At 70.4% G+C, this 13585-nt stretch carries 9 protein-coding genes; 5 read left to right on the forward strand and 4 right to left on the reverse strand.

The window, feature by feature from the left end; translation table 11 throughout:
- The 3 genes from AB0J67_RS06000 to AB0J67_RS06010 form a co-directional block, all read right to left on the reverse strand.
- Window positions 1-2645 (reverse strand): fibronectin type III domain-containing protein (locus AB0J67_RS06000; protein WP_363476742.1); only part of this gene is annotated, 2645 nt, incomplete at its 3' end.
- A gap of 55 nt (window positions 2646-2700) precedes the next feature.
- On the reverse strand, window positions 2701-4050 hold the full coding sequence (locus AB0J67_RS06005; RefSeq protein ID WP_363476744.1) for a DUF4832 domain-containing protein: 1350 nt from the start codon (window positions 4048-4050) through the stop codon (window positions 2701-2703).
- A gap of 107 nt (window positions 4051-4157) precedes the next feature.
- Window positions 4158-6758: a carbohydrate-binding protein gene (locus AB0J67_RS06010; protein ID WP_363476746.1), complete on the reverse strand. Its 2601-nt coding sequence runs from the start codon at window positions 6756-6758 to the stop codon at window positions 4158-4160.
- A 258-nt stretch (window positions 6759-7016) separates the two neighbouring features.
- Between AB0J67_RS06010 and AB0J67_RS06015 the strand changes: the two genes are divergently transcribed.
- The 5 genes from AB0J67_RS06015 to AB0J67_RS06035 all read left to right on the forward strand — a co-directional run bounded on the left by AB0J67_RS06015 (window position 7017) and on the right by AB0J67_RS06035 (window position 13091).
- Window positions 7017-7898 (forward strand): sugar ABC transporter permease, encoded by an 882-nt coding sequence (locus AB0J67_RS06015; protein WP_363476748.1) that lies wholly within the window; start codon window positions 7017-7019, stop codon window positions 7896-7898.
- Window positions 7899-7912: 14 nt separating this feature from the next.
- Complete coding sequence (locus AB0J67_RS06020; RefSeq protein ID WP_363476750.1) at window positions 7913-8794, forward strand: carbohydrate ABC transporter permease; 882 nt, start codon at window positions 7913-7915, stop codon at window positions 8792-8794.
- Between the two features lie 32 nt (window positions 8795-8826).
- Window positions 8827-10176 carry a sugar ABC transporter substrate-binding protein gene (locus AB0J67_RS06025; protein WP_363476752.1) on the forward strand — a complete coding sequence of 450 codons (1350 nt, stop codon included), beginning with the start codon at window positions 8827-8829 and terminating at the stop codon, window positions 10174-10176.
- Window positions 10177-10268: 92 nt separating this feature from the next.
- Window positions 10269-11765, forward strand: a complete 1497-nt coding sequence (locus AB0J67_RS06030; RefSeq protein WP_363476754.1) for a glycoside hydrolase family 36 protein — start codon at window positions 10269-10271, stop codon at window positions 11763-11765.
- Between the two features lie 156 nt (window positions 11766-11921).
- Entirely contained in the window at window positions 11922-13091 is a 1170-nt protein-coding gene (locus AB0J67_RS06035; protein WP_363476756.1) for an ROK family transcriptional regulator, read from the forward strand.
- Between the two features lie 107 nt (window positions 13092-13198).
- Here AB0J67_RS06035 and AB0J67_RS06040 read toward each other — a convergent pair whose 3' ends face one another.
- On the reverse strand, window positions 13199-13567 hold the full coding sequence (locus AB0J67_RS06040; RefSeq protein ID WP_363476758.1) for a low affinity iron permease family protein: 369 nt from the start codon (window positions 13565-13567) through the stop codon (window positions 13199-13201).
- Between the last annotated feature and the right edge of the window lie 18 nt (window positions 13568-13585).

Below are 13585 nucleotides of genomic sequence, written 5' to 3' on the forward strand. Positions count from 1 at the left end.
ACGGTGGAGCTGCCGCCGTACCAGAAGCCCATGGCCAGCTGGGACGGGGAGTTGCGGTTGATGCCGTTGGCCGCCATCGGGATCCTGATGTCCTGATAGGACGTGGTGATCACCGGACGCGCGCCGCCGTCGAGGGTGAAGTCGCCGAAGACCTTCGTCGACCCGCCCAGACCCAGGTTGAAGTGGGCCTGCTCGCCACCTGCGGCGCCCTTGATCCGCACCACCAGGTACGTCTTCGACGTGAGGTCCACGCCGACGTCGGAGCCGAACCAGCCGCAGTTGTTGTAGCGCAGGCTCAACGCCCCGCCCGTGACCACGCCGTTGCCGCCGCCGTCGAGGAAGCAGTTGCCGCCGGTCCACTTGCCCAGGTCGTTCTGGTTCGACGACGGGTACGCCGGGGTGCCGTCGAAGTTGTCCAGCACGAGCCCCGTGGGCGGCTGCGGTGCGGCGTCGGTGGTGACCGCGACCGCGTTGCTGGCCGCCGACCGGTTGCCCGCCGCGTCCCGCGCCCGGACCGTATAGCTGTAGGCCGTCGACGCGGTCAGGCCGGTGTCCGTGAACGACGTCCCCGTCGGGCTGCCGACCAGCGTCGACCCGCGGAACACCTCGTACCCGGTGACGCCGACGTTGTCGGTCGACGCGGTCCAGGACAGCGACACCGACGTGTCGGACCTGCCGGTCGTGGACAGCGTCGGCACGGACGGGGCGGTGCAGTCACCGGAGCATCCCGTCGTGGTCGCCGAGACCGCCGCCGACGCGTTCGACACGTTGCCCGCCGCGTCCACGGCCCGGACCGTGTACTGGTAGGTCTGCCCCGCGGAGCGGCCGGTGTCGGTGAACGTCGTGCCCGACGGCGTGCCGACCTGCGCCCCGTCCCGGAACACCCGGTAGCCGGTCACCCCGACGTTGTCCGTGGACGCCGACCACGACAGGGACACGCTGGTGTTGGTCACCCCGGACACCGCGAGGTTCGCCGGTGCCGAGGGCGCGGCGCAGTCGCCGGTGCAGGCGTTGGTGCTGACCGCGCCGAGGTTGACCCAGCCGTCGGCGCCCTGGTTGGCGTTGGCGAACGACAGCGGCAGGCGCGGCCGCCACTGGTCGATGATCCAGTCGGTCAGCCTGCTGGCGGCCGGACGGGCGCGCAGCACGTCGGCGGTGACCGCCTCCAGCGGGTTGCGTACCTTCAGGACCAGGCTGTAGCTGCCCGCAGGCACGCCCGCAGTGCTGACGGTGGTGGAGAAGTTGACCGGCCGGCCGAAGTCCAGGTACTTCGGGTCGGCGCCCACGTTCCAATCCGGGAACGCCCGGATCTTCAACGGCTGCACCGCGCGCAGGTCCCAGGGGGTGTCCCAGGTCTTCACCACGGCGCCCGCGCTGTTGCGCAGGCCGAGCTGGACCGTCCACGGGTGGTAGAACGGTGCCACGCCGTCGTTCTGGATCGTCACGCCGACCTTGACGTTGCCCGAGGCGGTGGCGTTGAAGTTGGCCTGCGGGATGTGCAGGTTGTAGCCCAGCTTGCGGATCCCGGCGGCGACCTTCGGGTCGGTGGCGCTGTAGCCGCCCGCGCCCGTCTGGTTGATCATCCAGGTGATGTGGGTCAGCTCGGTCGCCGCGAGCACGTCGTCCACCTGCCCGGACCCGCCCGGCCAGTTGGCGTACAGCTGGCCCTGGATCTCGGGACGGGCCTCGCCGCCGATCGAGTGGGTGACCCACCGGTTCTCGGTGCCGGTGTTGAGCTGCAGCTGCAGGAACGCGTCCGCCCAGCCGTTCATCGACATCGGCAGGGTCATGCTCTTGAGCTGCCCACCCTCACGGAACTCCTTGTACGGCCAGGAGTCGTCGTGGAAGCCGATGTTCGCGGTCTCCGTGCCGGCCAGCGGGTAGCGGACCTCCAGCTGGATGTTGTCGAACGCCGTGTCGTACGCCCCGATCAGCGTGCGGATGGTGGCGTCGGTCGGCATCAGGTCCGGGTAGCCGTCGGCGAGGTCCCGGTCGTAGGGCCAGGTGTGCCACTCGCCCCACAGCCCGACCAGGCCCAGCGACATGTACCCGATGCGCGGGTCGGCGGTGCCGCCCGGCCCGGCCTTGTCGTAGCGCTGGGCGAACGCGTTGATGAAGGTGACCAGCGCGCTGATGACGTCCGGGTCGTCGTAGTCGGGGCTGACGGTGCCCCAGAACCCGTTGGTGCGCAGCGCCATCTTGCCGTTGAGGCACGGCGGGATGCCGTTGCCGGGGTGAGTGCCGCTGCCGCCCGGGTACTCCAGGTAGAAGCGGAACGCGACCTGGCGGCTCCAGACGGCCGCCTCGTCGAGGGCCTTCTCGAACACGCTCCAGTCGATGTTCGCGCAGTTGGCCGGGTCCTTCATCACCTCGTTGAGGGCGAAGTAGCTCCAGACCAGGCCCCCGGGGAACTTCGTCGACAGGTTGTCGCCGGGGAAGAGGTACGGTGCGATGCCCTTCATGGGCTGGCCGAGCGGGGCGTCGGCGTACGCGTAGGTGTGGGTGGTCAGGCTGGTGTCGGGGCCGGGACCGGCCGGCGGGCGCGGCGGCGGGCCCGCCGGTGCCGCGGTCGCGCCCGAGCCGGCGGACACGGCCACGAGCAGGGCTGCCGCGGTGGCCGCGAGCAGCTTGCGTAGCGAGGGCATGTGCGTTGTTCCTTTCAGGGGACGAAGTGGCAGGAACAGCGGTGCGGGGGCGGGGTCAGCGGGTGGTGACGGTGCCCAGGTGCAGCCAGCCGGAGTGGGTGTCCTGGCTGGTGTTGGCGAAGCGCAGCGGGAGGCCCTGCGGCAGCGGGTTGGCCACCCGCAGGACGATGTCGTAGCTGCCGCGGCGCAGGCCACGCGTGTTGATCGACGCCGTCAGCTCGGTGGGGTCCGCGCCGGGCTGGATGCCGGTCACGGTCCAGCCGGTCTGCCAGCGGGCGGCGATCCGGCCCTCGGCGTCGACCGCGGCCAGCTCGGCCTGCCACGGGTAATAGAAGGGCGCGGTGCCGCGGTTGGCGATGCGCACCGACACCCGCTGCAGGCCGACGGCCGCCTCGGTGACGGTCAGCTCATAGCCGAGCGACCGGGCGGCGTCCACGGCGCGGAAGTACTCGTCGCCGGTGTGGCCGGGGGCGAACGCCTGGTGGTTGATCAGCCAGGACGCGTGCGTCTGGTCGACCGAGGCGGCGAAGTCCTCGTACTGACTGCAGCTGACGGGCTGCTCGAACAGGCAGCCCTGGATCTCCGGGCGCAGCTCGCCGCCGACGGGCTCGGTGCGCCACTTGTCGGTGACGCCGTGGTCGATCAGGCGCTGCACGAAGTGCCAGGACGTCGGCGGCAGCGTCTCGAACGCGAACGAGTCGTCGTGGTAGCCGATCGGCAGGTCCTTGTTCTCCGGGCTCGGGTAGCGGGCCAGCAGCCGGGTCCGGTCGAACGCGCCGTCGTACGCGGTCAGGATGCGGGTCTGGATCTCGGTGCTCGGCATCCAGTTCTCGGGCTTGGTCCAGCCGTCGTACGGCCAGGTGTGCCACTCGCCCCAGAAGCCGATCAGGCCGAGGGTGACGAAGCCGATGCGCGGGTCGCCGTCGTAGCGGCGGCCGAACGCGGTGATGAAGTTCTCCAGCGCGCTGACCAGGCGCGGGTCGCTGTAGTCGGGGGCGACGCTGACGCCGTTGTTGCCGAAGTCGTCGTAGGCGTGCGTGGTCAGGCCCAGGTCGAGCAGATACTGCGGGATGCCGCTGGGCTTGCCCGGGTAGTCGAGGTAGAACCGGAACACGCCCTGGTGGCCGCGCGCGGCGATGGTGTTGAGCTGGCGCTCCAGCGCGGTCCAGCGGAACTGGTCCGGGCCGGTCATCACGTCGCGCAGCGGCAGGTAGAACCACTCCATGCTGTGCGGGAAGGTGTCGTAGCTGCCCGCGAACGGCAGGAAGCCCTTGAGCGGGTTGTCGGCGGGCGCCGGGGTGTAGGACAGCGCCGTCCACTGGGGCGTGGCCGGTGCGGGCTTGGCCACGGCGGGTGCGGCGGCGGTCAGGGTCAGGGCGGCCAGCAGCGCGACGGTGTATCGCACGGCTCTTCTCATCTGTTTCCTCGCAGGGTGATAGGGCCGGCCGGGCGGGTGCCCGGCCGGGCGCGGTGGATGTGGGGTCTGGGGCGGGTGGGTTCAGGCGGTGCCGGTCAGCTGACCGTGATGCGGTCGATGTCCGGTGCCCAGCCGCTCGGGTTGCTGATGGTCACCGTGTTGGACCCGGCGGCCAGGTTGAGCGTGAACGAGGCCGAGCCGACGGTGTCCCAGGTCGCCGTGGCGGGGAAGCTGACCGTCTGCCCGTTGATCACAGCGCTTCTGGCCTGAGCGGACGTGTAGTACACCGTCACCGTCTTCGCGCCACCGGTGCCGCCCGCGACGCCGTTGAACGACAGCGTCGCGCCGTTGCCGACGTAGCCGACCTTCGACCCGCCCGAGCACGCCCCGCACGCGGCGACCACGGCGGTGCCGGTCCGGGTGTTGCCGGAGGCCTCGGCCTCGTAGCTGGTCGGGCCGGTGCCGCCGCCGCTGGTGGAGACGGTGATCCGGTCGATGTCGGGCGCCCAGCCGCTCGGGTTGGCCATGGTCACCGTGTTGGACCCGGCGGCCAGGTTCAGCGTGAACGAGGCCGAACCGACGGTGTCCCAGGTCGCGGTGGCGGGGAAGTTGACCGTCTGCCCGTTGATCACCGCGGTGCGGGCCTCGGCGGAGGTGTAGTACACCGTCACCGTCCTGGTGCCGCCCGTGCCGCCCGCGACGCCGTTGAACGACAGCGTCGCGCCGTTGCCCACGTAGCCGACCTTCGACCCGCCCGAGCACGCCCCGCACGCGGCGACCACAGCGGTGCCGGTCCGGGTGTTGCCGGAGGCCTCGGCCTCGTAGCTGGTCGGGCCGGTGCCGCCGCCGGAGGTCGTGCTGACGGTCAGCGGCGAGGAGGCCGCCGAGTAGTTGCCCGCGGCGTCGTACGCCTTGACCGTGTAGGTGTAGGCGGTCGACGCGGTCAGGCCGCTGTCGGTGAAGCTCGTGGTCGCCGAGGTGCCGACCGCGGTGCCGCCGCGCAGGATCTGGTATCCGGTGACGGCGGTGTTGTCGGTCGCGGCGTTCCAGGTCAGCGACACCGACGACGAGGTCTGGCCGGTGCCGGCCAGCCCGGTCGGGGTGCTCGGCGCGGTGGTGTCACCGGTGCCGGTGCCGACCGTGGTCGAGCCGAGCGCCAGCCAGCCGTCGGCGCCCTGCGTCGCGTTGGCGAAGCGCAGCTTCTTGGCGTTGGCGTTGACCGACTCCAGGGGGTTCTTGACCCGCAGCACCCACTGGTAGTCGCCCGCCGCGACGCCGGAGAGGTTGACCGCGGTCTGGAAGTACTGCGGGTAGCCGAAGGCGCGATAGCTCGGATCGGCGCCGACGTTCCAGTCCGGGAAGTTCCGGATCTGCAACGGCTGCACGGTACGCAGGTCCCAGCTGGTGTCGAAGGTGTGCACGACCGTCCCGGCGCTGTTCTTCAAGCCCAGCGTCATGGTCCACGGGTAGTAGAACGGGGCCACGCCGGTGTTCGAGATCCGCACGCCGACGTTGGTGGTGCCGCTCGCGGTGTTCTTGTAGTACGCGTTGTCGACGGTCAGGTTGTAGCCCATCAGCCGCACCGCGGCGGCCACGTTCGCGTCGCCGGCCGGGTAGCCGCCGCTCTGCTCATTGATCATCCAGGTGGCGTGGTCCAGCTCGATGCACGCCTTGAGGTTGTCCACCTGGCCGGAGCCGTTCGGCCAGTACTGGAAGGCCGTCGACTGGATCTCGGGCCGGAGCTCGCCGCCCATCGAGCTGGTGATCCACTTGTTCTCGACGCCGGCGTCCAGCTTGCGCTGCAGCTGGGCGTAGGAGGCGCCGCCCATCGACATGGGCAGGCTGACGCCCTGTAGCGGCGAGCCCTCCCGGTAGCAGAACGAGTCGTCGTGGTAGCCGATGTCGCGGCCGTTGGCCGCCCCGCCGGCCGCGCCGGGGTAGCGGATCTCCGGCTTGGTGGTGTTGAACGCGGCGTCGTACGCGGCCACGAGCTGCGCGCCGTTGGCGTCGGACGGCATGTAGTTGGGCAGGCCGTCGGCGGTGTCGGTGTCGTACGGCCAGGTGTGCCACTCCCCCCACAGGCCGACCAGGCCCATGTGGATGTAGCCGAGCCGGGGGTCGCCGTCGTAGCGGGCGCCGAACGCGGCGATGAAGTTCTTCATCGCGTTGATCAGGAACGGGCTGTCGTAGTCGGGGTGGGTGACGTTCCAGTACGTGTCGCTGCGGTTGGCGACGTTGCCGTTGAAGCACGGCGGGATGGCGTTGGCCGGGTGGCTGCCGGTGCCGCCGGGGTAGGTCAGGTAGATCCGGATGGCGGCCTGGTTGCCGTAGCCTGCCGTCTCGGCCAGCATGCCGTCCACGATCGACCAGTTGTAGCTGCCGCAGTTCGAGGCGCTGGTCATGATCTCGGACAGGCCGAAGTAACCCCAGGTCAGCGAGTGCGGGTAGCCGACGTTCTGGTTGGCGCCCGGTGAGTAGAACTTGGCCCAGCCCTTGAGCGGGTTGTCGACCGGGCCGGGTGCCGCGGTCAGCGGGTGAGCCTGCAGGGTCGGGTCGGGGCTGGCGGGTGCGGCGGGCCGCGGCGGCGGGCCGGCCGGGGCCGCCTGGGCGGGCGGCGCGATCAGGGCGAGGGCGGCGCCGAGGACGGCGGCGCCCAGCGCGGCCGGCAGTGCCCGGCCACGGGGACGTGAATTCATGCGCTTCTCCGGTACAGGAGTGGGACGTACCTGCGGGATGTGCGGCGCGCGTGCCGGGTGCAGCACGGCGGCTGTGCTGTGGTGCCGACTCCGAAGTGCTGGTCGGAGCTGGTGCGCGATACCTTCCGGCCTCTCGCCAGGCCCCGGCGTTACCGAAGCAATACGAAGAGGTGTTGACAAAATTTCGAAGGTCTACATCATTATTCGAGAGCGGGGCGGCTGGCAAGAGCCGACCGATAGATGGATCCGAGGACGTGGATGAGCTCGACAAAACCGCGAGACGACCGGCGGGCGGCGTGGTGGTTCCTGCTGCCCGTGCTGGTGGGATTCGCCGTCTTCTACGGCTACCCGGCAGCCCGTGGCCTGTGGTACTCGGTCACGGACTACACGATGCTCAACACGCCGTCGTACGTCGGCACCGAGAACTACGCCAAGCTGCTCGCCGACCCCCAGTTCTGGAACGCGATGCTGGTCACCGCCTGGTACGTGGTGCTCAACATCGGCTCGCAGACCCTGGTGGCGCTCGGCCTAGCGGCGCTGATGCACCGGCTGACCCGCTCGGTCCTGCTGCGGGCGACGCTGCTGCTGCCGTGGCTGGTCCCCAACGTCACCATCGGCCTGCTGTGGATGTGGCTGCTGGACACCAACCTCGGCTTCGTCAACCAGCTGCTGCACGTCTTCGGCTTCAGCCCGGTGGGCTTCTTCACCGACGAGACCTGGGCGATGCCGACCGTCGCCGGCATCAACACCTGGGCCTACACCGGCTACACCGCGCTGCTGCTCTACGCCGGGATGCTGCAGATCCCGCAGTACCTCTACGAGGGCGCGGCCATCGACGGCGCCGGCGAGTGGCGGATGTTCCGCCGCATCACGATGCCGCTGCTGCGCCCCGTGCTGGCCCTGGTCCTGGTCGTGTCGCTGATCGGGTCGTTCCAGATCTTCGACACCATCGCCGTGACCACCAAGGGCGGCCCGGTCGAGGCCACCCGGGTCATCTACTACTTCATCTACCAGCAGGCATTCAAGTACTTCCACATGGGATACGCCGCCGCGGCGGCGGTGAGCCTCGCGCTGATCCTCGGCGTGCTCACCGCGATACAGATGCGCCTGCTGCGCGCGTCGCGCTCGGATCTGGCGTGAAGGGGCGGACCGCGATGACGAAGAAGCTCAGCCCCGGCCGGGTGTTCGCGTGGCTGGCGATGGCCGTGATGATCCTGGTGACCGTCTTCCCGTTCTGGTGGATGATCCGCACCTCGCTCACCCCGGCGGCCGACATCTACACCGACAACCTCGGCCTGCTGCCCCGCAACCCGACTCTGATCAACTTCACCCGGGTGCTGGGCCTGACCACCGAGGCCGAGGCCCGCGCCGCCGGCGGCTCCGGTGCCGAGATCAACTTCGCCGCGTACCTGTGGAACTCGGTCGTCTACTGCAGCCTGATCGCCGTGGTGCAGACCCTGTTCTGCGCCATGGCCGGGTACGCCTTCGCCCGGCTGCGCTTCCCCGGCCGCGACCTGGTGTTCGCGATCGTGATCGCGGCGCTGATGGTGCCGCCGATCTTCACGCTGCTGCCCAACTTCATCCTGGTCAAGGACCTCGGCCTGATGAGCACCATGGCCGGCATGGTCGCCCCGACCGTCCTGATGACCCCGTTCGCGGTGTTCTTCCTGCGCCAGTTCTTCTTGTCGCTGCCGCGTGACGTGGAGGAGGCGGCGATCCTCGACGGCAACGGGCCGTGGGGCATCTTCTGGCGCATCGCACTGCCGATGAGCCGCGGCCCGCTGATCACCATCGGGCTCACCACCACCGTGTGGGCCTGGAAGGACTACCTGTGGCCGCTGCTGGTCGGCCGCGACGAGGGCAACCGCCTGGTCACCGTCGCGCTCGGGGTGTTCCTGCAGCAGTCGCCCAACACCCAACCCGACTGGACCGGGCTGATGGCCGCCTCGACGCTGTCGGTCCTGCCCGTGCTGCTCCTGCTGATCTTCGTGGGCAAGCGGCTGGTCCAGTCCCTGAACTTCACCGGAAGCAAGTGACAAACACCCAACCCCCGAGAAAGAAGGAACCGATGAACCGCAGGACACGGGCCGGGGCGGCACTGCTGTCCCTGGCCGTGGCGGCCGGCATGGCCGCGTGCAGCCAGACCGAGGACAGCGGCACCGGCGAGGCCGTCACCCTGAACTACTGGCTGTGGGACGACAACCAGAAGGCGTCCTACCAGCAGTGCGCCGACGAGTTCACGAAGGCCAACCCGAACATCTCCATCAAGATCAGCCAGGCCGCGTGGAACGAGTACTGGCAGAACCTGACCACGCAGATCGCCGCGGGTGACGCGCCGGACGTGTGGACCAACCAGGGCTCGTACTACCCGCAGTTCGTCACGTCCGGGCAGATCCTCGACATCCAGCCCTACGTCACCGCCGACGGCGTCGACCTGTCGCAGTACCAGGGCGGCCTGGCCGACCTGTTCACCAAGGACGGCCAGCGCTTCGGCCTGCCGAAGGACTGGGACACCATGGCCCTGGTCTACAACACCGAGCACCTCAAGGCCCAGGGTATCGACGCGGCCGGCCTGGCGAACCTGACCTGGAACCCGGCCGACGGCGGCACCTTCGAGCAGGCCATCGCCAAGGCCACCGTCGATGAGAAGGGCCGCAACGGCCTGGACCCGGCCTTCGACAAGACCAAGGTCAAGGTGTTCGGGTTCCTGCCGGAGTGGGCCGACGGCTCGCAGGGCCAGAACGGCTGGGGCAACCTGGCCGCCAGCAACGGCTTCACCTACCTGGACAAGAACCCGTGGGGCACCCAGTACAAGTACGACGACCCCAAGCTCGCCGAGACCATCGACTGGTTCAAGAAGCTGATCGCCAAGGGATACAGCCCCGCCCTGGACAAGGCGTCCACCCTCAGCCGGGACTCGCTGCTCAACGCGGGCAAGGGCGCCATCACCTTCGCCGGTTCCTGGATGATCAACAGCTACCTGGGTGAGGGCGCGAAGCTGAAGTTCGCGTTCGCGCCGCTGCCGACCGGCCCGCAGGGCCGCAAGACGGCCATCAACGGCCTGTCCGACGCGATCTGGGCCGGCACCAAGCACAAGGACGAGGCCTGGAAGTGGGTCAAGTTCCTGGCCTCGGCCGACTGCCAGAACATCGTCGGCGGCAACGGCGTGGTCTTCCCGGCCATCAAGTCCGCCAGCGAGAAGGCGCTCGCCGCGCACCAGGGCAAGGGCCGCGACGTGAAGGTGTTCGTCGACGAGGCCGCGGCCCCCGGCGGCACGTTCTTCGTGCCGATCACCGAGCACGGCAACGAGATCAGCCAGACCGTGCAGGACGCCATCCAGTCCGCGATCCTCGGCCAGACCGATTCGGCCACCGCGCTGAAGAAGGCAAACGACCAGGTCAACGCGCTGTTCAAGTAACCCGGTCGGACGGGTGCGGCGGGGAGGGGAACCTCCGGCCCCGCCGCACCCCTGCACCCACAAGAAACTGCATCTCACTGCCAAGGAGAACCATGGCACTGCTCATCGAGCTGGCCGGCCACACCTTCGCCCTCGAGCACGACGGCCCCGGCAGCCCGCAAGCAGCCGACGGGGGCCTGATTCTGCCACCAGGACGCGTCGCGCTGCTGCACGGACTGGGCGACGCCCTGTTCTACCGGCATGGACAGAACTCCTGGAGTCCCTGCGGCTGGCGCCGGCTCAGCGAACCCCCGCTGCGCATCGCCAACCCGCAGCGTCGCGTCACCGCCGACGACGACGTGTGGGACGACCCCGCCCGCCACCACTCCTCGGCGGTGGCCGCCCTCGACGCCGGCGACGGCAACGTCCTGCTGCTCGGCGCGCTCGGCCTGGGCACCGCACGGCTGTCGGCCGACCGCGACACCCTCGCCGGCTGGTACGAGCACGGCGCCCAGCCCTGGTTCGCCGCGTACGGGCCCGAGGACGAGGTGTTCGCCGCGTACACCCGGCACCTGGCCGAGCGGCTGGGCAGCAGCTCCCGCCGCGCCGGCAACGTCTGGTGCTCCTGGTACGCCTACTACGAGACGATCACCGAGCAGCAGCTGGCCAAGGACGTCGACGACCTGCGCGGCCTGCCGTTCGACGTGGTGCAGGTCGACGACGGCTGGGAGCAGCTGGTCGGCGACTGGCAGCCCAATCACAAGTTCCCCTCCGGCATGAAGGCGCTGGCCGACCGGATCGCCGACGCGGGCATGACCCCCGGACTGTGGCTGGCCCCGTTCATCGCGCTGCCCGGTTCGGAGTTCGCCCGGCAGCACCCGGACCTGCTGCTGCGCGACGCCCGCGGCGAGCTGGTGATCGCGGGGCACAACTGGGGCGGCGGCTACCATGCCCTGGACCTGTCCCGGCCCGCCGCCCGCGACCACCTCGCCGAGCTGACGCACCGGGTGGTGCACGAGTGGGGCTTCAAGTACCTGAAGCTCGACTTCATCAACGCCGGCGCCGTGCCGGGCGAGCGGGCCGGCGGCGCCGAGCGCGAGCAGACCTACCGCGACGCGCTGGCGCTGGTCCGCGAGGTCGCGGGCGACGACGTCTACCTGCTGGGCAGCGGCGGCATCCTGCTGCCGTCGCTGGGCATCATCGACGGCCTGCGCAGCGGCCCGGATGTCGCGCCGATGTGGCAGAACTACGCCAGCGACGACCCGTCCGACGCGATGGCCCGCAACGCCGTGGTCAACGCGATACACCGGCTGTGGCAGCAGCCGCTGGCAGAGGTCGACCCCGATGTCATCTACTTCCGCAGCCGGCTCAACCTGCTGACCGACCAGCAGCTGGCCTGGCTGCGCGACCTGGCCGACATCTGCCGGTTCCGCGCCGTGTCGGACCCGCCGAGCTGGCTCACCGCCACCGAGCTCGACGACATGACCACCTACCTGTCGGCGCGGCCGGACGTCCGGCGGGTGGGCCGGTACGCCTACCGCGTCGGCGGGCGGGTGGCCGACTTCACGGCGGCGATCACGCCCGCGGCGCAGGCGTACCCCATCTCCTGACACACCGACGCGGTCAGCCGGGCCCGGCTGCGCTCCCCATCGGCGGGCTGCGCGGCCGGGCCCGGCATCACCGTCAGTGGGCTTGCCATCACTCGGCTATTTTGTAAAGATCAAAGCGTATTAGCGGGCGTATCCGCACGCGGACAAGGGACAGACGTGACAGAGCTAGCAACCACCGGAACGGATCTGCCGCGGCTGCGGGAGCTCAACTCCCTGAGCATCGTGCGCGCGCTGCGCGACCACCCGCCGTCCACCGTCACCGAGCTGTCCCAGCGCACCGGGCTGTCCCGGCCCGCCGTCGACGTCATCGCCCAGGGCCTGGTCGGCGACGGCTGGGCCACCGTGCTCGAACCCGGCGCCAGCAGCGCCGTCGGGCGCCCCGCGCGCCGCTACCAGTTCCGGGCCGACGCCGGGCACGTGCTGGGCGTCGACATCGGCGTACACAAGATCCTGGCGCTGCTGGCCGACCTCGACGGCAACATCGTGCACAGTGTCCGCCAGGCCGTGGCCGCCGAAGCCGAGCCCGCCGAGCGGCTCGCCGTGCTCGACGACGTCGTCAACGCCTGCGTGGCCGGAGCGGGCAAGGCGCCCGGCGACATCTGGGCCGTCACCGCCGCGGTCACCGGCGCCGTCGACGCGACCGGCCGGACCAGCTTCTTCACCCCGCTGCCCGGCTGGAAGAGCGTCAACCTGGCCGCCCACCTCGGCACCCGGTTCGCCTGCCCGATCGTCGTGGAGAACGACTGCAAGCTGGCCGCCCTCGCCGAGCGGTGGAAGGGTGCGGCGACCGACGCCGACGACATCGTCTACCTGCTCGGCGGCATGCGCAACGGCGCCGGCCTCATCATCGACGGGATCCTGCGCCGCGGCTTCGGCGGCGCGGCGGGCGAGATCGGCGCCCTCAAGCACGTCCGCTGGCTCAACGCCCCCGAGCACCTGCAGAACTGCCCGGGCGTGCCGGACACCGTCAGCCCCGACGACGCCGCCGCCTGGGTGTTCAACGCCGCACGGGAGGGCAACCGGGCCGCGCGGGCCGCGGTCAACCGCTACGTCAAGGACCTCGCCGTCGGCGCCGCCGCGCTCGTGCTCACCCTGGACCCCCAGGTGGTCGTCTTCGGCGGCGGCTTCTCCCGCTCCGCCGACCTCGTGCTCGACCCCCTGCGCAACGAACTCCAGCGCCTGTGCCTGCGGATGCCCGACGTGCGCGCCTCCACGCTCGGCGCGGACTCCGTCGCCCTCGGCGCGCTGAAGCTCTCGCTCAACGAGGTCGACGCCCGGCTGTTCAGCGCGGGCCTGTCCGCACCCGTCGCACCCCGCCGTCAGTGACGGACCCCGGCCGCCACGCGACCACGGACCAGTGCGCCGTCACGCCTCGGCCTGGTCGCGCGTCGACGGCACGGCGCGCGTTCACACCCGGCGGCCCGGCGCGCCGTTCACACCTTGGACTGGATGCGCTCCTCGATGCGCTCCTGCTCGTGCAGCGGCCGCTGCTCGGCGGCGATGAGCTCGTCGCGGGCGCCGCTGGTGGCCCGGACCAGCTCGTCGAGCTTGAGCAGCACGGCCCGGGACTCCCGCCCGGCGGTGTGCTGGACCAGGAACACCATGATGAAGGTGAACACGCTGGTGACCGCGTGCAGGACGTAGATCCAGCGCTCAGTGAAGCCGCCCACCACGCCGCCGAACACCCACAGCCCGGCCAGGGCGACCGCCGCCGCCGCGGCCCACGCGGATCCGGCGAACTCGACCACCCGGCGGGTGGCGGCGGAGATCGCACTCCGAGCCTCAGCTCTGTCGGGCTGCACCGCTGACTCCTTCCGGCC

The organism is Catellatospora sp. NPDC049609 (assembly GCF_040675365.1).
In the GTDB taxonomy this organism is placed as follows: Bacteria; Actinomycetota; Actinomycetes; order Mycobacteriales; family Micromonosporaceae; genus Catellatospora.